Raw genomic sequence first — 22711 nt, forward strand, 5'->3', positions numbered from 1 at the left:
CCACACGATCTCGTGACTGGTCGGCCGGCCGGCTCAGGTGGTGGGAGCGGGCGCCTCGGGAGACAAATCGGTCGCACTGACCGCGGCGGCGTCGACGTCTCCCGGCCGGGGGATGCCCGTGCCCGGCAGGCCGGCGGCCGCGCTGCCGTAGGCGACGGCGAGCGCCAGAGCGTCCGCAGGCGGCAGGCGCCGCTCGCTGGCCAGGAGGTAGCCGAAGAGGCTGGAGTCCCCGGCGCCCACGGTGCTGAGGACCGTCGTGGGCGGGGCGGGCGCGTGCCAGGCGCCGTCGGCGGTGACGAGGACGCCACCGGCGGCACCCAGGGTGACGAGCACGGCGCCCACGCCGCGGCCGACGAGCACGCCCGCGGCCCGGGCGGCGGCCGCCGGGTCGCCCTCGAGTGCCACAGGGTCGGCCCCGACGATCGTCGCGAGCTCCTCCCCGTTCGGCTTCATGAGGTCCGGCGCGGCGCCCGGCAGGGCGGCGGCGAGCGCCGCGAGGGGCGCCTCGCTCGTGTCGACGGCCACCCGGGCCGCCGTCCCGCGCAGCCGCACGACGAGCTCGGCGTACCACTCGGCCGGGGCACCCGGCGGGAGCGATCCCGCGAGCACCACCCACGTCGCCTCGGCCGCAAGCCCGACGACGGCGTCCGCGAGCCGCTCGAGGTGCACGCGGTCGACGGCGGCGCCGGGGCTGTTGACCTTCGTCGTCGTCCCGTCGGGCTCGGTGAGGGTGAGGTTGACGCGCACGTCGCCGGCGGGCGGCAGGGGGCGGCACTCGATCCCGGCGGCCCGCAGCTCGGCGACGAAGGGGTCCGCGTCGTCGGCGGGGAGCACCGCGACGGTCGAGATGCCGGCGGCGACCGCGGCGCGGGAGATGTTGACGCCCTTGCCCCCGGCCTGGGAGGTCATCGACGCGGCGCGCAGCACGGCGCCGCGCTGCAGCGGCCCGGCGAGGGTGACCGTGCGGTCGACGCTCGGGTTGGCGGTGAGCGTGAGGATCATGCGACGACCACCTCCACCCCGCGCGCGGCGAAGGCCCGCGCGGGCACGGCCGTGGGCGGGGCGTCGGTGACGAGGACGTCGACGTCGTCGAGCCCGGCGAAGCTCACCGTCGCCTCCAGGCCCAGCTTCGTGGAGTCGGCGAGGACGACGACGCGGCGCGCGGCTCGCACGAGCGCCCGCTTGACCGCCGCCTCCTCCGCGTCCGGCGTCGACATCCCGTGCTGCTCGGTGACGCCGTTCGTCCCGAGGAAGGCGACGTCGACGCGCAGCCGCTGCAGCACCTGGATGGTGAGCGAGCCGACCGCCGCCTGCGTCGTCGGGCGCACGCGGCCGGGCAGCAGGTGGAGGTCGACGCCGGGCAGCGGAGCGAGCTTCGCGGCGATCGGCACGCCGTGGGTGAAGGCGGTGAGCCGCCGCTCGGGCGGGAGGAAGCCGGCCAGCCGGGCGGTGGTGCTGCCCGCGTCGATCGCGACGGTGCCGCCGTCGTCGGGGAGGAAGCGCGCCGCCGCGGCGGCGATGCGCTCCTTCTCCCGCGCCTGGGTGACGTCGCGCTCGTCGAGCCGGCTCTCCATCGCCGAGAGCGAGGCCGCCGGGACGGCCCCGCCGTGGACGCGGCGCAGCACCCGCAGCCGCTCGAGCGCGCTGAGGTCGCGGCGCACCGTCTCGGTGGTCACCGCGAACTCCTCGGCCAGCTCGGTGACCGACACCCGCCCGCGCTCGACGACGAGCTGGGCGATGGCCTGCTGGCGCTCCTCCGCGTACACGCTGCTCCTCGCTGTGGGGGTGGGCGGCTCGATGCTACGGGCCGTCAGGGCTCGACGGTCACCTTGATCGCCGTGCCGCTGCGGACGAGGTCGAAGGCCGACATGACGTCCTCGAGCGGGATGCGGTGGGTGATGAGGTCCTTGACCGGCACCTGCCCGGTGGAGATGTACTCCAGCGCGCGGCGGTTGTGCTCGGGGGCCGAGCCGTTGGCGCCGTGGATGTGCAGCTGGCGGTAGTGGACGACGTTGGAGTCCAGCGCGATGACCGGGTCGTTCTTCGGCAGACCGCCGAAGAAGGAGATGCGCCCGTTGCGGGCGGCCATCGCCACGGCCTGCTCCTGGGCGACCTTCGCCGCCGTCGCCGTGATGACGACGTCCGCACCGCGGCCGCCGGTCAGCTCCATGACGCGCTCGACGACGTCGACCTGGGAGCCGTCGATCGTCTCGTCCGGCTGGGCGACCTCGGCGGACATGGCGAGGCGCTCGGCGTTGACGTCGACGAGGAAGACCTTGCCGGCGCCGTGGACGCCGCGGGCGACCCGGATGTGCATGCAGCCGATCGGGCCGGCACCGAAGACGACGACGACGTCGCCCTCCTCGATCCCGAGCAGCTCCTGGGCGTTGATCGCGCAGGCGAGCGGCTCGGCGGCGGAGGCCTCGGCGAAGCCCACGTTGTCGGGGACGCGGTTGAGGCCGTCGACCTTGAGGACCTGGCTGGGCACGACCATGTACTCGGCGAAGCCGCCCTCGTACTGGTAGCCCATCGAGGTCTGGTTCTGGCACACGGCCATCCAGTCCTTGCGGCACTCGTGGCACTCCCCGCAGGGCACGGCGGCGATGACCTGGACGCGGTCCCCGATCTGCCAGTCGGTGCCGTAGAGGCTCGCGACGTCGGCGCCCACCTCGACGACCTCACCGGCGATCTCGTGGCCGATGGTCCGCGGCGGGCTGAGGTTCTGGTGGCCGTTGTGGAAGATCTTGACGTCGGTGCCGCAGGTGGAGCAGTTGCGCACGCGGATCTTCACCTCGTCCGGGCCGCAGCTCGGCTCGGGCTGGTCCTCGAGGCGCACGTCCTCGGGGGCGTAGAAGCGCAGGGCCTTCATCGGTCCTCCCAAACAGTCGGGTGGCGCCGGGCTGTGACGCCTGCCGCCATCATAGCCACACACTCGGATGTGGAAACAGGTGGAAGTGCTTGGCTTTTGGCCCGAGTGGGTGTTTACTGGTCCTCGATGCGTGAGGTGCATCACCGTTCTCGAGGAGGAGCACAATGTCCGCACCCACTGGACCCGACCGCGTCAGTGCGGGACGGGAGCGTGGCGGCCTGCGGGTCGCCGTCCAGAAGCTCGGCACCGCCCTGTCCAACATGGTGCTGCCGAACATCGCCGCCTTCATCGCCTGGGGCCTCATCACCGCGCTGTTCATCCAGGTCGGGTGGATCGTCCTCGTCGGTGAGAACCTCTTCGGCTACACCGGCGGCTACGGCCTGGTCGAGCACCTCGGCGGCTGGGGCGCCGGCTCGGTGGAGGAGGGCGGCAACGGCGGGCTCGTCGACCCGATGATCAAGTACCTGCTGCCGCTGCTCATCGGCTACACCGGCGGCCGGATGCTCTACGACGACAACCTGCGCGGCGGCGTCGTCGGCGCCATCGCCACCATGGGCGCGATCGTCGGCGCGGGCGTGCCGATGTTCCTCGGCGCCATGATCATGGGCCCGCTGGGCGGCTGGTCGATGAAGAAGCTCGACGCGCTGTGGGCGGACCGGATCCGCCCCGGCTTCGAGATGCTCGTCAACAACTTCTCGGCCGGCATCTGGGGCATGATCCTGGCGATCCTCGGCTTCGTCGCCGCCGGTCCCCTCGTCGAGGCCTTCTCGGAGGCGGCGGGCAACGTCGTGCGCTTCCTCGTCGACAACAGCCTGCTGCCGCTCACCTCGATCCTCGTCGAGCCCGCGAAGATCCTCTTCCTCAACAACGCGATCAACCACGGCATCTTCACGCCGCTGGGCACCACGCAGGCGGACGCCGAGGGCCAGTCGATCCTCTTCCTCATCGAGGCCAACCCCGGCCCGGGCCTGGGCCTGCTGCTCGCCTTCATGGTCGCCGGCACCGGCCTGGCCAAGGCCTCCGCGCCGGGCGCCGCGCTCATCCACTTCGTCGGCGGCATCCACGAGATCTACTTCCCCTACGTGCTCATGAAGCCCCGCCTCATCCTCGCGGTCATCGCCGGCGGCATGACCGGTGTGGCGACCAACCTCGTCTTCGACTCCGGCCTGCGGGCCCCCGCGGCGCCGGGCTCGATCATCGCCGTGCTCATCCAGTCCCCGGTGGGCAGCCTGCTCGGGGTCGTCCTCTCCGTCGTCCTGTCCGCGCTCGTCAGCTTCCTCATCGCGGTGGTGCTCCTGCGGGCGGGCAAGAACGACGACGACGGCGACCTCGCCGGCGCCACGGGCCGCATGGAGGAGATGAAGGGCAAGCGCTCGAGTGTGGCGAGCACGCTCACCGGCGGCGGCGGCGGCGTCGCGACGGTGACCCGCCCGATCAGCACCATCGTCTTCGCCTGCGACGCCGGCATGGGCTCCTCCGCGATGGGTGCCTCGGTGCTGCGCCGCAAGATCCGCGACGCCGGCTTCTCCGACGTCACCGTGGTCAACAAGGCGATCTCCACCCTGCGCGACGACGCCGACGTCGTCGTCACCCACCGCGACCTGGCCGCCCGTGCGGAGGAGCGCACGCAGTCGGCGGTGCACGTGTCGGTCGACGACTTCATGGCCAGCCCGCGCTACGACGAGGTCGTCGCGCTCGTGGGGGAGAGCCGCTCCGCCGGCGCCCCGACCGAGCCCGCGCCGAGCACGTCGGTCCCCGCGACGGAGCAGCCCGCCCCGGGCGAGGCGTCCGCGGGGAGCCTGCTGGCGGCGGAGTCGATCGTGCTCGCGGGCCGCGCCACGACGAAGGCGGAGGCGATCTCCGAGGCCGGCGGCCTGCTCGTGGCCAGCGGCGCGGTGCCGGCGGCCTACGTCGAGTCCATGCACGAGCGGGAGGAGTCGGTCTCCACCCACATGGGCAACGGCCTGGCGATCCCGCACGGTACGAACGAGGCGAAGAGCCTCATCAGCCGCACGGCGATCTCCTTCGTCCGCTACCCGCAGGGGCTCGACTGGGACGGTCAGCAGACGGAGTTCGTCATCGGCATCGCCGGGGCGGGCGACGACCACCTCCAGGTGCTCTCGCGGGTGGCCGAGGTCTTCCTCGACGAGTCCCAGGTGGCCCGCCTGCGCGAGGCGAGCAGCCCGCAGGAGGTGCAGGCCGTCCTCGGGGAGGCCGTGCCCGCCTGAGACTCGCGTCGCCCCTCCCGCTCACCGGTCGCCCCGCCCTCGCGGGGCCCCGGTGGTCGGCGGGGGCGACGCTTTTGTGAGTGTTTGTGAACGCAACCATCCGGAAGTCGGAGCCGCGCCCACCCCGTGGACGACGGACGACGGAGAGGCGTCTCCGCCCGGGGACCGGTTTCTGCTCAAAGGCTTGCGCGGGGGGTGCTCGGTGCGGTCGGCTGTGCTGGCAAGGGCCATGGATGAAGAGGGGGACGGGCGGATGGCGCGCTTCGCGCTCGGTGTCTCCACCGCGCTCGCCACCGGCATGGGCGTCGTCGGTGCGGTCGCCTCCTACGGTGAGGGGTCCTTCACGGTCGGCACCATCCTCGTCATCGCCGTGCTCGGCGGGGTGTCCGTGCACGCGGTCGTCAGCCCGCAGAGCTACGGCTACCCCCGGTTCACCGGCGTCTTCTACCGGGTGTGGGCCGCCGCCGTGCCCGTGCTCGCCGTGGCCGCGCTCGTGATGGGCACCTCCTCGGCCGACACAGCGGCCCGGTTCGCGTACTGGTCCGGCTTCGGGGCGATCGCCCTGCTCACCGGCGCGGTCGTGGAGCACCGCTCGACGCGCACGCCCGTCAACAGCCGCTGAGCCGCCAGGGACGATGGTCCCGGGAACCGCGCCGCCCGCGCGGTGGGATCAGGCCATGGAGCGCAGACCCCTGCCCGCCGTCCGCTCGGTGCGCCACGACCCGGCCGACCGCCCGCTGCTGGTGATCTGGGAGGCGACCCAGGCCTGCGCGCTGGCCTGCGTGCACTGCCGGGCCGAGGCCCGGCCGGCCCGCCACCCGCTCGAGCTGGACACCGAGGAGGCGACCGAGCTCATGCGGCAGGTGGCCTCCTTCGGCCGCCCGAGCCCGATCTTCGTCATCACCGGGGGCGACTGCTTCGAGCGGCCCGACCTCTTCGAGCTGGTACGCCGCGGGCGCGAGCTCGGGCTGGCGGTGGCTGTCTCGCCGTCGGGGACGGAGAAGCTGGACCGGGACGCGCTGCGCGGCCTGCAGGACGCCGGGGCGACGGCCCTGTCGCTGTCCCTGGACGGCGCCTCGGCGCAGGTGCACGACGGCTTCCGCCGGGTGCCGGGCACCTTCGAGCGCACGGTGGAGGCGTGGCGCACGGCCCGGGAGCTGGGCATGAAGGTGCAGGTGAACTCCACGGTCTCCAGCCGCACCGTGCACGAGCTGCCGCAGCTGGCCGACCTCGTGCGCACGCACGGGGCCATGACGTGGAGCGCCTTCATGCTCGTGCCGATGGGCCGCGGGGTGGACCTCGGTCGCCTCACCGCCCGCGAGGCCGAGGACGTCCTCAACTACCTGTACGACATCGGCCGGTACGTGCCGGTGAAGACGACCGAGGGGCACCACTTCCGCCGGGTGGCGCTGCAGCGCGCCGTTCTCGGGGAGCAGGGCGTGGACCACGTGGCGGCGCTGGGGCTGGGGGAGCTGTACGCCGAGCTCACCGAGCGCACCCGCGCGCTGGGCTGGGGCGAGGAAGAGCGGCGCCGCCGCCCGCCGATCAACGTCAACGCGGCCTCCGGCTTCGTCTTCGTGTCCCACGTGGGGACCGTGCACCCCTCGGGCTTCCTGCCCGTAGTGGCCGGCAACGTCCGCCAGCAGCCGCTGCCGGAGATCTACCGCAGCTCGGAGCTGTTCACCGGGCTGCGCGACGGCTCGCGGCTGAACGGCCGGTGCGGGGCCTGCGAGTTCTCCGGGGTCTGCGGGGGCTCCCGCTCGCGCGCCTTCGCCACGAGCGGGGACCCCTACGCCGAGGACCCGCTGTGCGCCTACGAGCCGGGCTCCTTCCCCTACCCGCGGGAGCTGGCCGCGCTGCTCGTCTCCTGAGGACGCCGCCCTCGCGGCCGCGCGGCCCCGCATAGGCTGGCGGGGTGGGTGAGACGTGGACCGGGCCGGAGCCCGCGTGGGACGAGTGGCCGCCGGACTGGGACGAGCCGCCGCCGGACGACCACGAGCCGCCGCCGGAGTGGGCGACGGCTGCCGCCTTCGCGACGGACTCGGCCACCGCGGAACCGCTGACGACGGCGCGGGCCGCTGCGGCGTCGTCGTCCACGCCGCTGGAGGCACTGACCAAGGTCTGGGGCTACGACGCCTTCCGCGGTGAGCAGGCCGAGATCATCGAGACGGTGACGCGCGGGGACGACGCGCTCGTCCTCATGCCCACCGGCGGCGGAAAGAGCCTGTGCTACCAGATCCCCGCGCTCGTGCGGGAGGGGACGGGCGTGGTCATCAGCCCGCTCATCGCGCTCATGCACGACCAGGTCGACGCGCTCGAGCAGCTCGGGGTGCGCGCCGCGTTCCTCAACTCGACGCAGACGCCGGACGAGCGCCGCGACGTCGAGCGACGGCTGCTCGGCGGGGAGCTCGACCTCCTCTACCTGGCCCCCGAGCGGCTGCCGGTGGCCACCGACCTGCTCGACCGGGCGCGGATCGCGCTCTTCGCGATCGATGAGGCGCACTGCGTGGCGCAGTGGGGCCACGACTTTCGCCCCGACTACCTCGGCCTGACGATCCTCCACGAGCGCTGGCCCGACGTGCCGCGGATCGCGCTCACGGCGACGGCGACGGCGGAGACGCGCGAGGAGATCGTGCGCAACCTCCGGCTCGACGGCGCCCGCGTCTTCGTCTCGAGCTTCGACCGGCCCAACATCCAGTACCGGATCGCGCCCAAGCAGGAGGCGCGCAAGCAGCTGCTGCGGCTGGTCAAGGAGGAGCACGACGGCGACGCGGGCATCGTCTACTGCCTCTCGCGGGCGTCGGTGGAGAAGACGGCGGAGTGGCTGAGCGGGCAGGGCGTGACGGCGCTGCCGTACCACGCGGGCCTGCCGGCGGAGCTGCGAGCGCGCAACCAGGCGCGGTTCCTGCGGGAGGACGGCGTCGTCATGGTCGCGACGATCGCCTTCGGGATGGGGATCGACAAGCCGGACGTGCGTTTCGTCGCGCACCTCGACCTGCCCAAGAGCATCGAGGGGTACTACCAGGAGACGGGGCGTGCGGGGCGCGACGGGCTGCCGTCGACGGCGTGGCTCGCCTACGGGCTGCAGGACGTGGTGCAGCAGCGGCGGATGATCGCCGACGGGGAGGGGGACGCGCAGCGCAAGCGGGCGCAGACCCTGCACCTGGACGCGATGCTGGCGCTGTGCGAGACGGTGCAGTGCCGGCGCCAGCAGCTGCTGCGGTACTTCGGGCAGGACAGTGAGCCGTGCGGGAACTGCGACACCTGCCTCAACCCGCCGGAGGCCTTCGACGGCACGGTGCCGGCGCAGAAGCTCATGTCGACGATCGTGCGGCTGCAGCGCGAGCGTGGGCAGCAGTTCGGCGCCGGGCACCTCATCGACATCCTGCTGGGGCGGGAGAACGAGCGGGTGGTGAAGATGCGCCACACCGAGCTGTCGACGTTCGGCATCGGCACCGAGCTGAGCGACGCCGAGTGGCGCGGGGTGGTCCGCCAGCTGCTGGCCCAGGGGCTGCTCCAGGTGCAGGGGGAGTACGGGGTGCTGGCCCTGACCGAGGCGGCGGGGGAGGTGCTGCGCGGGGAGCGCGAGGTGCGCCTGCGCCGCGAGCCGGAGCGGGTGCGGACCGCGCGGAAGTCCCGGTCCGGCGGCGGCAAGGCGCCGCTCGACCTGGACGAGCCGCAGCAGGCGCTGTTCCAGCAGCTGCGGGCGTGGCGCGCGTCGGTGGCCAAGGAGCAGGGGGTGCCGGCCTACGTCGTCTTCCCCGACGCGACGCTCGCCGCGATCGCGCAGTCGCGTCCGGAGAACCGCTCCGAGCTCAGCGGAATCTCCGGGGTCGGCGCGGCCAAGCTCGAGCGGTACGGGGAGGCCGTGCTCGAGGTGCTGGCCGGAAGCTGACGTGGGACGCCGCTGCACACGGCACCTCTCGTCAGCCCCGGGTGCCGGTCGTTGTGGTGCGGAGGCGTCAGATTGATCCATCTGGTGACTCAGTCTGACGGTCCGGGGCGAAGCCCCTGGTCGTGCCCGCCCGAGCAGCGACCGCGATCCCGGCATCCCACCCCGGAGCCCGGCCGGATCTTGGCCTGAGTCGCGTGGCGTCCACACCGGATGCCGTGAGCAGCCACGAGACCAGCGAGTTGCTGTTCCACATGTCCCCTGGCGGCCGGACGGCTCGGCCCCACGTGAGCGGCGGGACGTGGGTGAGCCGGCCGAGGAGCGTGTCCGTCCGTTCCGCGGTGAGCGGGATGACGACGGGCACACCAAAGGCATAGGTGCGGTCGGACAACTCACCGTCCGGCCACGCCCGTACCTCGTAGCGGAAGGCACGGAGGCGGCCGAGCGCACGCAGCCCCACCGGCCCGCTCGCGACGACGCCGCGTGCCTCCGCTGGCTGCCCTCACGCCGGCGTCATCTCGACGACGTAGCGGCTGGTGTCCGTGTAGACCTCGAGAGCGGCGTGGAGGAGAGGCTCCGGCGCCCGGTGCTCTCGACGTGCCTGGAGGCGCTCCCACCACCTGCTCGTGTGGACGACGACGTGCCCGCCCGCACCCACGGGCAGCCACCACAGCTCGGCGCGAGGGTGGGGGCGAGCGCTCGTGCCCTGCGGCGAGGGACCCACACGTCGACGCTACTGCCGCTCGCGCGGGCCGACCAGGGACCGATGGCCTCCGGAGCGCTGTCCACAGATTCACCTCAAGGGGCTGACACCGCGCGCAATTGCCCCTAGGTTGGCGTCCATCATCCGCTCCGGGGGGTGCGTGACGTGAACCAGGCAACGGTGCTGCTCGAGGACGAGGTGCGTGAGCTCGTCCGCCGCCGTGGCCTCGACCCTGCCCGCGACACGGCCGGGGTGCGCGCGCTCGTGGCCGACGCGATCGCCGACTACGACAGCCGCTCGGTCGCCGGGCTGGTGCCGCCCGTCGTCGACCCGGAGCAGACGGCCAAGGACGTCCTCGACGCCGTCGCCGGTCTCGGCCCGCTCCAGCGCTTCCTCGACGACCCGACGATCGAGGAGGTGTGGATCAACGAACCCGGCAAGGTGTTCGTGGCGCGTGCGGGCCGTGCGGAGCTGACGACGACGATCCTCACCGAGGCCCAGGTCCACGAGCTGGTCGAGCGCATGCTCCGTATCTCGGGCCGCCGCCTGGACCTGTCCTCCCCGTTCGTCGACGCGTCCCTCGCGACGGGGGAGCGCGTGCACGTCGTCATCCCCGACATCACCCGCCAGTCGTGGGCGGTCAACATCCGCAAGTACATCGCCCGCGCCACCCGCGTCAGCGACCTCGTCGCGCTCGGCTCCCTCACCACCCAGGCCGCCGCCTTCCTCGACGCCGCCGTGGTCGCCGGTTTCAACATCCTCGTGAGCGGGGCGACGCAGGCCGGCAAGACGACCATGGTCAACGCGCTGTGCGGTGGGATCCCGTCGCACGAGCGCATCATCACGTGCGAGGAGGTCTTCGAGCTGCGGCTGGCCAACCGTGACGTTGTCGCCATGCAGTGCCGCCAGCCCAACCTCGAGGGGACGGGCGAGGTGCAGCTGCGCCGCCTGGTCAAGGAGGCGCTGCGGATGCGCCCGGACCGCATCATCATCGGCGAGGTCCGCGAGGCGGAGAGCTTCGACATGCTCATCGCCCTCAACGCCGGCATCCCCGGAATGTGCACCGTGCACGCCAACTCCGCCCGCGAGGCCGTGACGAAGATGTGCACCCTGCCGCTCCTGGCCGGTGAGAACGTGTCGAGCACCTTCGTCGTGCCCACGGTCGCCTCCGCCGTCGACCTCGTCGTCCACCTCGAGCTGGACCGGCACGGACGACGGCGGGTGCGCGAGATCGTCGCCGTCACCGGTCGGTCCGAGGAGGGTGTCGTCGAGACGGCCGAGATCTTCACGATGCGAGGCGACGCCCTGCGCCGGGCGGGGGGCTTCCCTCCGGACGCTGAGCGGTTCGAGAGAGCCGGTTACGACCTCGCGGAGCTGCTCGCCCAGGACTCCGGGCGGTAGACGTGGGCACGGTGGCGGGTCTGCTCCTCGGTGCGGGCCTGCTGCTGGTCTGGCTCTCCTGCTCGCCGCGGCCGGTGCGGGTGCGCCGCCCCTCGCGGTGGGCCGAGCGTACGCAGGACCTGCTCGTCCGGGCGGGCGCTCCGGCCGTGACGCCCGGGAGGCTGGCGACGGCGTCGGTGGTGCTCGCCGTCGTCGTGCTGCTCCTCGCCTACGGCTTCACCGCCTCCCCGCCCATCGCGGTGTGCTTCGGCGCGATGGCGGCGGCCGTGCCGAGCCTCCTCGTCCGCGGCCGCGCCAGGCGGCGCCAGGTCGAGCTGCGTGCGGTGTGGCCGGAGGTCGTCGACGACCTCATCTCCGCGATCCGCGCGAGCCTGTCCCTGCCCGAGGCGCTCAACGGCCTGGGGGAGCGCGGCCCGGAGGAGGTCCGGCCCCAGTTCCGGGCCTTCGGGGAGGACTACCGGGTGACCGGGAGGTTCACCGAGTCGCTGGACCGGCTCAAGGCGCGGCTGGCGGACCCGGTGGCCGACCGGATTATCGAGGCGCTGCGCATCACCCGGGAGGTGGGCGGCTCGGACCTCGTCCGGCTGCTGCGCACGCTGGCGCAGCTGCTCCGGGAGGACCTGCGCACGCGCGGCGAGCTCGAGGCCCGGCAGAGCTGGACCGTCAACGGCGCCCGCCTCGCGACCGCCGCACCGTGGGCGGTGCTGCTGCTCCTCAGCGGCAGGCCGGAGACCGCGGCGGCCTTCAACTCGGCGGCCGGCGTGCTCGTGCTGGCGACCGGCGCCGCGGTCTCCGGGGTGGCGTACTGGCTCATGGTGCGGCTCGGCCGGCTCCCCGAGGAAGCGCGAGTGCTGCGATGAGCCCGACGGCGTGGGGCGCCTTCGCGGGTCTCCTCGGAGGCCTGGGGATGGTCCTCGTCGTATGGCGCGTGCGCGCCATGCGCCCGTGGCTGCCCGACCGCATCGCCCCGTACCTGCGCGAACGACCCGCGACCTCCGGTCTGCTCGCCGAGCCGCGCACGCACACCCCGTTCCCCACGCTCGAGAGTCTCCTCGCGCCGGTCATGTCCGACGCCGGCCGCGTGCTCGAGCGGCTGGGCAGCACGACGCAGAACGTGCGCCGCCGCATCGCGCTGTCCGGGGCGCCGCTGAGCGTCGAGCAGTTCCGCCTCGAGCAGATGATGTGGGCGATCCTCGGGCTCACCGGAGGTCTGCTGCTCGTCATGCTCGCGGGCGTCGCGCGGGGGCTCAACGTGCTGGCCGGGACCGGGGTCGTCGTCATCGCCGCGGTGCTCGGCGCGGTGGCGCGGGACCGCTGGCTCACGCGGGCGGCCACCCGCAACCAGGAGGCGATGCTCGAGGAGCTCCCCGCCGTCGCGGAGCTGTTGGCACTTGCCGTGAGCGCGGGTGAGGGGCCGATGGCGGCCCTCGAACGCGTCACCCGCACCACCCGCGGGGCGCTGACGACGCAGCTGGAGGTCACCCTCGGGGAGGCGCGGGCGGGGGCGCCGCTCGCCCTGGCGCTGGAACGGCTCGCGGCTCGCACCTCGCAACCTGCCGTCGCCCGCTTCGCCGAGGGCATCGCCGTCGCCGTCGACCGTGGCACCCCGCTGGCGGAGGTCCTGCGTGCCCAGGCCCAGGACGCACGCGAGGCGGCCCGCCGCGAGCTCATGGAGACCGGCGGCAAGAAGGAGATCGCGATGATGATGCCCGTCGTCTTCCTTGTGCTCCCCGTGACCGTGCTCTTCGCCCTCTTCCCGGGGCTGATGCTTCTGCAGGTGGGCCTGTGAACACGCCCCCTGCGCCGACCGTCCCGACCCGCACCCACCACGAAGGAGACCGACATGCGGCTGTACCTGAGCACCTACCTGGCAGCATTACGACGGCGCTTCGTCGCCGAGGAACGAGGCGACGTCCCGGGGTGGGTGATGGTCACCCTGATGACGGCGGGCCTCGTGTTCGCCATCTGGCTCATCGCCGGGCCCGCGCTCACCAGCGTCTTCGAGGCGGCGATCAGTCGGGTGATGAACATCTAGGGCTCCGGGCGCCCGAGCGCGGGTCCGCCGTCGTGGAGTTCGTGCTCGTCTCCGTCCTCGTCGTCATGGTGCTGCTCGGGGTCCTCCAGCTCACCCTCGCGCTGCACGTGCGCAACACGGTGGTCGACGCCGCGGGCGAGGGTGCGCGGTACGGCGCCCTGGAGGGCAGCTCACCCGCGGAGGGGGCGCAGCGGACCAGGGAGCTCATCGGGTCGGCACTGCACCCGCGCTATGGCGAGGACGTCAGCGCGCAGGTGGTGGAGCGGGGCGGGATGGCGCTCGTGGAAGTCACCGTCCGTGCGCCGGTGCCGGTGCTCGGGCTGCTCGGGCCGGCTGGCACGATGACCGCGACGGGCAGGGCGGTGCAGGAATGACGGGTGTTCAGCGGGTCCTGCGGCGCCTGCGTGACGACGAGGGCGGCAACGCCGTCGTCGAGTTCATCGGTGTCACGCTCGTGCTGCTCGTCCCGCTCGTCTACCTCGTCCTGACGCTGGGCCAGATCCAGGCCGCCGTCTTCGCGGCGGAGGCCGCGGCACGGGAGTCCGGGCGCGCGCTGAGCAGGGCGGAGGACCTCGAGACAGCGGTCGGTCAGGCGCAGACCTCGGTCGCGCTCGCCTTCGAGGACCACGGGATCGACATCGATCCCGTCGCTGCACTGGACTTCACCTGCAGCGACGACCCGTGCCTCAGCGCGGGCGCGCAGATCCACGTCGAGGTCGCCACCTCCGTCCAGCTTCCTCTGGTCCCGGACTTCCTCGCCGGCGCCTTCCCGCTCGAGGTGCCGGTGCGTGCGACGCACCTGGCCGCCGTGCCGGAGTTCGGTGGCCTGCCATGAGGTTTCGCAAGGACGACGACGGCGAGAGGGGGCAGATCATGCTGCTGTCCCTGGGCTTCGGGGTGCTTGCCCTCGCGCTCGTGCTCGTCGTCGCCGCGGCGTCGTCGATCTACCTCGAGCGCAAGCAGCTGCTGGCGCTCGCGGACGGCGCTGCGGCCGACGCCGCTGACGCCATCGACTACGGGCTGTACTACGCGGGGGAGCGGGAGGGCCTGCCGCTCTCGGACGCTTCCGTCCAGGAGGCGGTGGGCGAGCACCTTGAGAGCTCGGCCGCGGCGAGCACGTTCCGCGGCCTTCGTGTCGCGGCCGGGACCGGGACGAACGACGGACGGACCGCGCACGTGACGCTCACCGCGGTCGCACGACCCGTCGTCGTGCCCTGGGCTCTCGTGCCGTGGTCCGACGGGTTCGCCATCACAGTGACGTCGTCGGCACGGGCCGACTGAACGGGAGGACTGATGACCAGGTCGACTCGAGGAAGGCGCGTCGGTGCGGCGCTGGTGACGCTCGGATTCGTCCTCGTCGGGTGCAGCGATGCGGACGGCGACGCCGCCCCCACGACGTCGCCGTCTCCGGAGGACACGCCGACGACGGCTGAACCGACGACGCCCGCACCGGGCCCCACCCCCTGGCCTGAGCCCACACGGCCGGCGGAGATGGATCGCGATGACATCGAGGGCGCAAAGGCAGCGGCGCAGTACTTCCTGGAGTTGTTTCCGTACGTCTATGCGACGGGCGACCTTTCGGACTGGGAGTCGATGTCCGGCCCTGACTGTCGATTTTGCGCAAGTGTCGTCGAGGACGTCACGGCGTTGGCGGCTCAGGACGGGTATGGGCTTGGGGGAGAAGTGCAGATCTCAGATGTACGTGCAGCGCCACCCGACGAGGAGTTTGCGCACTTCCGGGTGGGCGTGAAAGCGATAGAGGCGCCGTCGTGGAGCTACTCGTCCTCCGGTGAGCTGCTGGACAGTACGGACGGCGGTGAGGTCCTGTACACGGTTGCTGTTATGCGCGAAGAGGACTGGATCATTCGAGCGATAGCCCTAGAGGAGCCATGATGCGGAGCGTCCTGATTCTCGCCCTCATGCTTGTGGGGATTCAAAACTCCGCGGAGGATCGAACTCCTGACGTGCGGGTCAGTGATGGTCGTGATGACACTCTCGACGCTTCCGGCTCCTCAACGCATCTATGGGCACTTCCTGCATCCTCTGACGGGACGTCAGATGGAAGGCTGCCCGTGTTGGCTGGTCCTTACTGTCCGCCGGTGACGTATGTGTTGGGGAAGTACTCGACCCGGCTGACGGCTTGTGATCCGGTGCCGGTTGGTGAGTGGGCGCCTTGGCTTCCGCAGTCTGATGACGGGGACGCTCCGAGTGCGGAGGACGCGCCCGGTGAGCTGCTTGTGTTCACGCGGGAGGACGTCGAGTCGCTGCTGGTGAACTCGGGCAACTTGGTGATTCAGCCGGATCAGTCGTGGGTGCTGGTGGGCACCGAGACGATCGTGATGACGGATGCGGCCGAGCATGTCCTCGAGACCGAGGTGCTTGACCTGGGGATCGACGTTCGGGTGACGCCGGCGCTGTTCACGTGGGACTTCGGTGATGGGTCGGCGCCGTTGAGCGGGGCTGATCCAGGGGCGCCGTGGCCCAACCACACGATCTCTCACGTCTACACCGAGCCCAGGGTCGTGACGCTCTCGCTGCGCACGGAGTGGGACGCGGCCTTCCGGGTCGAGGGGACCTCGACGTGGCTGCCCGTTGCAGGGCGCGCGGTGACGGAGACGACGACAGGGCCGATCGAGGTGGTGACGGCGCGGCCTCGGCTGACAACCGGCTGAACCCGCTTGCGCTCACCCGGAGGCACGTCTCCTTGCGGCAAGAGCTCGCACAGCGGTCCTAACGGACGTGAAGCCGTGAGATAACAAGGAAGAACTCACCAAATGTGACGCGGAGCACATTCACGACGGGTCATGTTCGCCCCGCGTGTACCGATCCCCCAGGGTGACGCCCCTTGCCAGGGGCCCGGTGCATGGAAAGCACCGGTCGGACCAGCCATGGATGGTGCGCCCGCATGAGACTTCAACGACGGACAGCACGCCCGGTGCTGCTCGGTGCCCTGGTTCTGACAGTCGGCCTCGCCGGCTGCGCCGGTGCCGACGCCACGTCCGCCGACGACGACGAATCCGAGGTCGCCCGCGTGGGCGTCGCCATGCCCACGCAGCAGCTCGAGCGCTGGGCCAAGGACGCCGCGAACGTCACCGCACAGCTCGAGGGGCTCGGTCACGACGTCCTCGTTGAGTATGCGGACGACGACCCGCAGCTTCAGGTCGAGCAGATCGGGCAGATGGTCGAGGAGGGTGTCGACGCCCTCATCGTCGGAGCGGTCGACGCCTCGGCGCTGAGCTCCGTCCTCGCCGAGGCTGGTGCGGCCGAGATCCCCGTCATCGCCTATGACCGGCTCATCCTCGACACCCCGGACATCGACTACTACGCGACCTTCGACAACGAGCGTGTCGGTATCCAGCAGGCCACCTCGCTGCTCCAGGGGCTCGGCGTCCTCGACGAGGCCGGCCGCGACACGCGCGCCAAGGGCCCCTTCTTCATCGAGCTCTTCGCCGGCTCCCCGGACGACAACAACGCCCACGTCTTCTTCGCCGGCGCCATGAGCGTCCTGCAGCCCTACCTCGACTCCGGCGTCCTCAAGGTCGTCTCCGGCGAGACCGACTTCGACGCCGTCGCGACCCCCGCGTGGGACGGTGAGACCGCCGCCGCGCGCATGAGCACCCTCGCCCAGGGCTACGGCCCGGACCAGCAGCTCCACGGCGTGCTCTCCCCGAACGACGGCATCGCCCAGGCCGTGCTCGGTGTCTTCGCCAGCGCGGGCATCGACGCCGGAGGCCGTGACCTGCCGGTCGTCACCGGCCAGGACGCCGACCTCGCCTCCGCGCAGTCAGTCGCCGCCGGCGAGCAGTACACGACCATCTTCAAGGACACCCGCCAGCTGGCTGAGGTCGCCGTCTCCGCGGTGCACAAGATGCTCACCGGCGAGGAGCCCGAGACCAACGACGTCACCACCTACGAGAACGGGCGGATCACCGTGCCGTCTTACCTGCTGACCCCCCAGCTGGTCACGCAGGACAACTACGAGCACCTCCTCATCGAGAGTGGCTACTACGAGGCCGGAGACCTGGCATGAGCACGATCACCGACACGACTGACCCGACCGCTGCCCCCGAGGCACCCAAGCGCCGCCGCAACGCGTGGTTCTGGGACCGCCCGGTCGGCTTCAAGATCGCCACCGCGCTCGTCATCCTCGGCGGCCTGTTCGGCGTCGTCGGCGGGGCGGGTGCCCTCGCGCTCGTGCGCGCCGGTGACCACCTCTCCGAGGTCCGCCTCCTCACCGAGGACCTCCAGGGTTCGATGGCCGAGCTGCGCGCCGCCCAGTCCCAGAGTCACCTGCTCGTGCGCCGCGCGGCCGCCGCCACCGACGACTCGCGCCGCGAGCAGCTCCTCACCTCCCAGGCGTGGAACGACCGCACGGTCGGTGAACTCATCGCCGCCGTCTCCCAGTACCCGGAGTCCGAGACCCAGCAGTGGGCCGACTTCACCACCCGCTGGGAGGGCTGGCTCACCTACCGCGACACCACCCTCATGCCGCTGATCGAGGCGGGCGACGTCGTCGGACTGGAGAGCGCCCTCAACGCCTCGCCGGCCGGTGACCCGGACAACGCCGGACGTGCGCTCGTCCTCGCCGACGGCCAGATCCAGAACCGCGTCGACGCCATCTCCGCTGCTGCGAGCAGCGAGATCCGCCAGGCCGTCGTCGTCCTCCTCGTCGGCTTCATCGTCGCCGCGGTCATCGCGGTGACCGTCGCCGTCGCCGTCACCCGCCGCATCCGCCGCGGCCTGCACTCCGTGCGCAACTCGCTCGAGGCGATGGCGCGTGGCGACATGACCGTGGACGCGCACGTCGAGGACCGGGACGAGCTCGGCCAGATGGCCCACTCCTCCTCCCTCGCCCGCAACGCCCTGCGCGAGACCCTCACCCGCGTGGTCGAGTCCGCCCAGACCGTGGCCGCCGCGGCCGAGGAGCTCTCTGCCTCCAACACCGAGGTCGCGGCCGGCTCCGAGGAGGCCTCCACCCAGGCCAGCGCCGTGTCCGAGGCCGCGCAGCAGGTCTCCCACAGCGTCCAGGCGGTCGCCTCCGGCGCCGAGGAGATGAGCGCGTCCATCCAGGAGATCGCCAAGAACGCGGAGGAGGCGGCTCGCGTGGCCGCCCGCGCCGTGACGACGGCGGACGCCACCGCGGCCACCGTCGGCGACCTCGGCGAGAGCTCGCGTGAGATCACTGAGGTCGTCAAGGTCATCACCTCGATCGCCGAGCAGACCAACCTCCTCGCCCTCAACGCGACCATCGAGGCCGCGCGCGCGGGTGAGGCCGGCAAGGGCTTCGCTGTCGTCGCCGGTGAGGTCAAGGAGCTGGCGCAGGAGTCCGCGCGGGCGGCGGAGGACATCACCACCCGCATCGGCGCCAACCAGGCGCAGACGGTGGCCGCGGTGTCCGCGATCGAGGAGATCGCCAAGACGGTGCGCTCGATCAACGACTTCCAGCTCACCATCGCCTCGGCCGTGGAGCAGCAGACGGCGACGACGCAGGAGATGTCCCGCGGCGTGAACGAGGCCGCTGCCGGCTCGGGCGAGATCGCCTCTAACATCTCCGGCGTCGCGACCGTGACCGCCACCTCGACCAGCGTGCTGGCGCAGATGCAGAGCGCCACCGACGAGCTGGCCCGTATGGCCGACGACCTGCGCGGGAGGGTTGCCGCCTTCGTCGTCTGATCGTGGGAGCCCTGCCCGCTCCCGCCACGTAGCCCGGCGCTCGACACCTTGTCGGGCGCCGGACTCGTTCTAGAAGGGTGGGGCGGCCGTGGCCCAGGCGACCTCTGGCTCCGGTGCCTGCTCCGTCGGTGCGGTGTCCTCGGCCCAGTGGGCGAGGGGGTCGGTGCCGATGGAGATGGCCGCGAGGATCTTGTCGACGGTGGCGGGGTCGACGGGGCGGTGGTGGCGTTCGGAGTCCTTGACGAGGGTGCGGAGTTTGTGTGCGGTGTGGCGGGGGAGGGTGATGGTGGTGCCGTCGGGGCGGCGGAGGTAGCCGTGGCCGGTGGGGGTGGTCCAGGCGTAGGTGCGGTCGGTGGCGTAGGCGACGGTGAGGGCGCCGATGGTTTTGGCGCGGTGGTCGGTGGTGCACTGGGGGCCGAGGTTGTCGGCGGAGGTGGCTCCGCCGTGGTGCCATTCGTGGATGTGGTCGAGGTCGGCGGTGCGGGCGGGGTGGGTGCAGCCGGGGACGATGCAGGTGCGGTCGCGGTGGCGGACGTGGTCGGCGATCGCGGCGGGTGGTTGGTAGCGGGTGCGTCCGACGTCCAGGACCTGGCCGGTGGCGGGGTCGGTGAGCAGGCGGCGCCAGGTGCCTCCGGTGGCGAGGGTGCGGGCGATGATGGGTGGGATGGGTCCGTAGCCGTCGAGCTCGGCGACGGGTTCGGGGTCGCGGTCCAGGGCGGTGAGGCCGGGGTCGCGGGGCTGGGGCTGCAGGACGTTGAGGGGGATCAGGACGCCGATGTCGGCGCGTCCGCCACCGATCATCCCGACCCTGACCGTGGGCAGACCTCCCCCCAGGTAGCCGGTGACCGGGCAGGGGTGGGCTGTCAGCGACGCGTAGCGGAGCAGATGCAGTGAGTGGAGCCGGATCCCCGGCAGGCGGTGGCGGGTTCACGGGTGGTACTGCCAGGCCAGACGGTGGCGCTTGATCCGGTGGAGATGCGTCGGCGGCGCTTCGCGGCTCTGCATCCGGAGGCGTTGTGTCCGAACTGTCCGGCGGCGGTGCGTCCGCGGGCGGCAGTGCGGCGGGATCCGACGGGGGCGCGTCCGCGGGCGGCAGTGGGGCGGGATCCGGCGGGGGCGCGTCCGCGGTGCTCGGCTGCTCGGCCTCGGGAGGTGATGGATCCGCCGTGCCGGGAGCGGGTGCGCCGACCTCGGGTAGCGCTTCGGGTGCTGACCCGTCGCGGTGCGGGGGTCGCTCCTCGTCGGCAGGTGAGGCCGGGGTGGCGGGGGACGGCGGTGTCCCTTCGCCGGTCTGCTCGGCCTGCTGGCAGCCGCAGGGGCAGTGGTGGTTGGCGTTGGGTCCGATGTAGCCCAGGGTCAGGGCGGTGTGGGCCATGAGGGCGAGGCTGTCGGCGCGCAGCTGGTCCAGGGTGCGGGCGTCGCCGTTGTGTTTGGCTGCGCGGGCGGAGGCGTCCAGGGCGAGGTCCATGGCGATGGCGTCGGCGGCGGGGAGCCGGGCGGAGAGCAGGGCCATGCCGTCGGGCAGGGGGCGGGGGCGGTAGACGCAGCGTTGCTGGCGGGCGGCGATGTGGCGCTGGTCGGCGGAGTCGGGGTCCACGGCGATGACGGCCTTTTCCAGGTCCTGCTGGACCTGGCGCAGGGTGCGGCCGGGTGCTTTGGGCAGGACGTCCCACTGGGCGGCGAGGGCGACCTCGGCGGGCAGCTTGGTCAGGGTGGTGATGATGGCCTGGGCGCGGGGCCAGTCGATGAGGCCGCGCTCGAGGAGCTCACCGGTGGGCTCGAACATCCCGTCGAAGGCGCGTCCGCAGGCGGCCATCTTGGTGGCGGCCTGTTTGGTGATTCGGAGCCGCATGGACAGCTCCTGGCCCACGACCGACTCACCGCGGGTGTGGCCGGGGGTGTCACTCGGCCAGGTGGGGTTGAGGGAGTCGCGTTCGGCGAGGACCGCGGCGGCGCGGGCGGCCTGGGCGGCGGACCAGGCCTCCATGCGCTTGTGGGCGGCGATGACCTCGACGAGGGAGAAGTCGTCGACCTCGGTGGGGTCGATGGCCCGCAGCAGCGTGGACAGCCGCTCACTCGGCTCCAGCGGTGCGAGGAAGTCACCCAGCGCGCCGGGCTCGGGAAGCAGCTCGGCCAGCACCGCCCGCGCCCAGGCCGGCGGCTGGAGAACCTCACCCATCGGGACTGTGATCTGTACCCGCTCGGCAACGGAGGGGCCGGCAGCCGGCGCCACCTCAGGTGAGAAGGGGCGGTCGACACGCTCACGCGCCGGCTCGGGTTCAACGCTCGACGAGTTAGAAGACAGGAAATCGGACCAGCGGAACGAGCGGATCCGCCACCCGGGGCGCTGTTGCGCTGCGCCGCCCTGCCCGGTCTCCTCGTCGGCCATCCTGTCACCTCCTCATTGCCACTATGATATAGAACACACGTTCGAACAGCAAGGGGTGTGGAGGAGGATTTCTTGCTCGCCTTCGTGGTCCCGGTGAGAGGATCGGACCATGGACCACGACCTCCACTTCACCGGTGACGCCGCCGCGGACCAGCTGCTGTCCACCGACCCGCTGGCCCTGCTCATCGGCATGCTGCTGGACCAGCAGGTCCCGATGGAGACCGCCTTCGCCGGCCCGCACAAGCTGCACGAGCGCCTTGGCGGCTTCGATGCCGCACGCCTCGCGGCCATGGACCCGGACGAGCTCACCGAGGTCATGCGCCAGACCCCCGCCGTCCACCGCTACCCCGGCTCGATGGCCAAGCGGATCGTCGCCCTGTGCGCCGCCGTCGTCGAGGACTACGACGGCGACGTCTCTCGCCTGTGGACCGACGGCGATCCCGACGGCGCCGAGATCCTGCGCCGCCTCAAGAAGCTGCCCGGCTACGGCGAGCAGAAGGCGAGGATCTTCCTCGCCCTCCTCGGCAAGCAGTGCGGGCTGCAGGCCCCGGGCTGGCGCGAGGCGGCGGGGGACTACGGCGAGGAGGGCGCGCGTCGGTCCATCGCGGACGTCGTCGACGAGGACACGCTGCTGCAGGTCCGCGAGACCAAGCGGGCGATGAAGGCGGCGGCCAAGAAGAAGGACTGAGCGTGCGCGCCGCGGCCGCCGACCCCAGCGAGCGGCGATGAGCGCCGCGATCGCCGCCGCGGTCGGGGTGCTCGTCGGCGTCGTCGTCGGCACCCTGGGCGCGGGCGGCGGCATCCTCAGCCTGCCGATCCTCGTCTACGTCCTCGGCCAGGACCCGCACGCGGCGGCGACGGCGTCGCTCGTCATCGTCGGGGCGACCTCGCTCGTCTCCCTCGTCCCGCACGCCCGGCGCGGGAACGTCCAGTGGCGGCGCGGACTGGTCTTCGGGCTGCTCGGGGTTGTCGGTGCCCTCGGCGGCGCGCGCCTCGCGGCGCTCGTGGACGCCGACCTCCTCATGACGCTGCTCGCCGCCCTGCTCCTCGTCGTCTCCCTCGTCATGCTGCGCCGCTCGCTGACGGACAGGCGCCGAAACGACGACGGCGTGAGCGAGCCGGCATCCAAGGGCCAGGTCGCGCAGGTGGTGCTCACCGTCGTCGTCGCCTCGCTCGTCGGCCTGCTCACCGGTTTCTTCGGCGTCGGCGGCGGGTTCATCGTCGTCCCGGCGCTGCTCCTCGTCATGCGGGTGGACATGCGCCTGGCGGTGGGGACCTCGCTGCTCGTCATCGTCGTCAACGCCGTGCTCGGGCTGGTCGGCCGGGTCGGGCAGGACCTCGCCGTCGACTGGCCGGTGGTCGCTGCCTTCGCGGTGACGTCGATGGCCGGTGGGCTCCTGGCCGGGCGCTTCTCCGCGCGCGCGAAGCAGCGCACGCTCAGCCTGCTCTTCGCGCTGCTGCTGCTCACCGTCGCCGTCGTCACCGGGGTACAGGCGGTGCCCGGGCTCCTCGGGTCCTGAG

General features: G+C 72.3%; 22 protein-coding genes and 1 pseudogene. 17 read left to right on the top strand and 6 right to left on the bottom strand.

Annotated elements, in window-relative coordinates:
- Window positions 1-33: 33 nt before the first annotated feature.
- Genes AA0005_RS05300 through AA0005_RS05310 form a run of 3 tightly spaced genes read right to left on the bottom strand, consistent with a single transcriptional unit; the run spans window position 34 to window position 2869 of the window.
- The gene (locus AA0005_RS05300) at window positions 34-1002 is read right to left on the bottom strand and encodes a 1-phosphofructokinase family hexose kinase (RefSeq protein ID WP_413452365.1); all 969 of its coding nucleotides are present in this window, start codon (window positions 1000-1002) and stop codon (window positions 34-36) included.
- Window positions 999-1766 carry a DeoR/GlpR family DNA-binding transcription regulator gene (locus tag AA0005_RS05305; RefSeq protein WP_413452366.1) on the bottom strand — a complete coding sequence of 256 codons (768 nt, stop codon included), beginning with the start codon at window positions 1764-1766 and terminating at the stop codon, window positions 999-1001. Before AA0005_RS05305 ends, AA0005_RS05300 begins: the two co-directional genes overlap by 4 nt.
- Window positions 1767-1810: 44 nt before the next feature.
- Entirely contained in the window at window positions 1811-2869 is a 1059-nt protein-coding gene (locus AA0005_RS05310; protein WP_413452367.1) for a zinc-dependent dehydrogenase, read from the bottom strand.
- A gap of 164 nt (window positions 2870-3033) precedes the next feature.
- Between AA0005_RS05310 and AA0005_RS05315 the strand changes: the two genes are divergently transcribed.
- The 4 genes from AA0005_RS05315 to recQ all read left to right on the top strand — a co-directional run bounded on the left by AA0005_RS05315 (window position 3034) and on the right by recQ (window position 8992).
- Complete coding sequence (locus AA0005_RS05315; RefSeq protein WP_413452368.1) at window positions 3034-5097, top strand: PTS mannitol transporter subunit IICBA; 2064 nt, start codon at window positions 3034-3036, stop codon at window positions 5095-5097.
- 229 nt (window positions 5098-5326) lie between these two features.
- The gene (locus tag AA0005_RS05320) at window positions 5327-5719 is read left to right on the top strand and encodes a hypothetical protein (RefSeq protein WP_413452369.1); all 393 of its coding nucleotides are present in this window, start codon (window positions 5327-5329) and stop codon (window positions 5717-5719) included.
- A gap of 55 nt (window positions 5720-5774) precedes the next feature.
- Window positions 5775-6968 (top strand): TIGR04053 family radical SAM/SPASM domain-containing protein, encoded by a 1194-nt coding sequence (locus tag AA0005_RS05325; protein WP_413452370.1) that lies wholly within the window; start codon window positions 5775-5777, stop codon window positions 6966-6968.
- Between the two features lie 44 nt (window positions 6969-7012).
- The gene (gene recQ, locus AA0005_RS05330; RefSeq protein ID WP_413452371.1) at window positions 7013-8992 is read left to right on the top strand and encodes a DNA helicase RecQ; all 1980 of its coding nucleotides are present in this window, start codon (window positions 7013-7015) and stop codon (window positions 8990-8992) included.
- A 499-nt stretch (window positions 8993-9491) separates the two neighbouring features.
- Here the strand turns inward: recQ and AA0005_RS05335 are convergent, their stop codons facing one another.
- Window positions 9492-9713 carry a hypothetical protein gene (locus AA0005_RS05335; protein WP_413452372.1) on the bottom strand — a complete coding sequence of 74 codons (222 nt, stop codon included), beginning with the start codon at window positions 9711-9713 and terminating at the stop codon, window positions 9492-9494.
- Between the two features lie 144 nt (window positions 9714-9857).
- Here AA0005_RS05335 and AA0005_RS05340 point away from each other — a divergent pair, with 144 nt between their 5' ends.
- From AA0005_RS05340 to AA0005_RS05390, 11 genes are all read left to right on the top strand, one after another.
- On the top strand, window positions 9858-11093 hold the full coding sequence (locus tag AA0005_RS05340) for a CpaF family protein (RefSeq protein ID WP_413452373.1): 1236 nt from the start codon (window positions 9858-9860) through the stop codon (window positions 11091-11093).
- A 2-nt stretch (window positions 11094-11095) separates the two neighbouring features.
- Window positions 11096-11953 carry a type II secretion system F family protein gene (locus AA0005_RS05345; RefSeq protein ID WP_413452374.1) on the top strand — a complete coding sequence of 286 codons (858 nt, stop codon included), beginning with the start codon at window positions 11096-11098 and terminating at the stop codon, window positions 11951-11953.
- On the top strand, window positions 11950-12882 hold the full coding sequence (locus AA0005_RS05350) for a type II secretion system F family protein (RefSeq protein WP_413452375.1): 933 nt from the start codon (window positions 11950-11952) through the stop codon (window positions 12880-12882). The genes AA0005_RS05345 and AA0005_RS05350 overlap by 4 nt, the downstream gene beginning before the upstream one ends.
- Window positions 12883-12936: 54 nt before the next feature.
- Complete coding sequence (locus tag AA0005_RS05355; RefSeq protein WP_110851693.1) at window positions 12937-13128, top strand: hypothetical protein; 192 nt, start codon at window positions 12937-12939, stop codon at window positions 13126-13128.
- 32 nt (window positions 13129-13160) lie between these two features.
- Window positions 13161-13502, top strand: coding sequence for a TadE/TadG family type IV pilus assembly protein (locus tag AA0005_RS05360; protein ID WP_413452376.1), 342 nt, complete (start codon window positions 13161-13163; stop codon window positions 13500-13502).
- Window positions 13499-13963: a pilus assembly protein gene (locus AA0005_RS05365; protein WP_413452377.1), complete on the top strand. Its 465-nt coding sequence runs from the start codon at window positions 13499-13501 to the stop codon at window positions 13961-13963. Before AA0005_RS05360 ends, AA0005_RS05365 begins: the two co-directional genes overlap by 4 nt.
- Complete coding sequence (locus AA0005_RS05370; protein ID WP_413452378.1) at window positions 13960-14409, top strand: pilus assembly protein TadG-related protein; 450 nt, start codon at window positions 13960-13962, stop codon at window positions 14407-14409. The genes AA0005_RS05365 and AA0005_RS05370 overlap by 4 nt, the downstream gene beginning before the upstream one ends.
- A 12-nt stretch (window positions 14410-14421) precedes the next feature.
- Window positions 14422-15021 (top strand): DUF6318 family protein, encoded by a 600-nt coding sequence (locus AA0005_RS05375; RefSeq protein WP_413452379.1) that lies wholly within the window; start codon window positions 14422-14424, stop codon window positions 15019-15021.
- A 206-nt stretch (window positions 15022-15227) separates the two neighbouring features.
- Window positions 15228-15800 carry a hypothetical protein gene (locus tag AA0005_RS05380; protein WP_413452380.1) on the top strand — a complete coding sequence of 191 codons (573 nt, stop codon included), beginning with the start codon at window positions 15228-15230 and terminating at the stop codon, window positions 15798-15800.
- A gap of 233 nt (window positions 15801-16033) precedes the next feature.
- Complete coding sequence (locus AA0005_RS05385; RefSeq protein WP_413452381.1) at window positions 16034-17158, top strand: substrate-binding domain-containing protein; 1125 nt, start codon at window positions 16034-16036, stop codon at window positions 17156-17158.
- Window positions 17155-18801, top strand: a complete 1647-nt coding sequence (locus AA0005_RS05390) for a methyl-accepting chemotaxis protein (protein ID WP_413452382.1) — start codon at window positions 17155-17157, stop codon at window positions 18799-18801. Before AA0005_RS05385 ends, AA0005_RS05390 begins: the two co-directional genes overlap by 4 nt.
- A 69-nt stretch (window positions 18802-18870) precedes the next feature.
- Here AA0005_RS05390 and AA0005_RS05395 read toward each other — a convergent pair whose 3' ends face one another.
- Both AA0005_RS05395 and AA0005_RS05400 read right to left on the bottom strand, forming a co-directional pair.
- On the bottom strand, window positions 18871-19602 hold the full coding sequence (locus tag AA0005_RS05395; protein WP_413452383.1) for an HNH endonuclease signature motif containing protein: 732 nt from the start codon (window positions 19600-19602) through the stop codon (window positions 18871-18873).
- Between the two features lie 598 nt (window positions 19603-20200).
- Window positions 20201-21190: pseudogene (locus tag AA0005_RS05400) on the bottom strand (DUF222 domain-containing protein); the annotation flags it as partial.
- Between the two features lie 109 nt (window positions 21191-21299).
- On the opposite strand from AA0005_RS05400, the gene AA0005_RS05405 reads away from it, so the two are divergent.
- Together AA0005_RS05405 and AA0005_RS05410 are read left to right on the top strand one after the other, a co-directional pair.
- Window positions 21300-21878 (top strand): HhH-GPD-type base excision DNA repair protein, encoded by a 579-nt coding sequence (locus tag AA0005_RS05405; RefSeq protein WP_413452384.1) that lies wholly within the window; start codon window positions 21300-21302, stop codon window positions 21876-21878.
- A gap of 37 nt (window positions 21879-21915) precedes the next feature.
- Entirely contained in the window at window positions 21916-22710 is a 795-nt protein-coding gene (locus AA0005_RS05410) for a sulfite exporter TauE/SafE family protein (RefSeq protein ID WP_413452385.1), read from the top strand.
- Window position 22711 lies beyond the last annotated feature (1 nt).

This window comes from Georgenia phoenicis (genome assembly GCF_047302425.1).
GTDB lineage: Bacteria > Actinomycetota > Actinomycetes > Actinomycetales > Actinomycetaceae > Oceanitalea.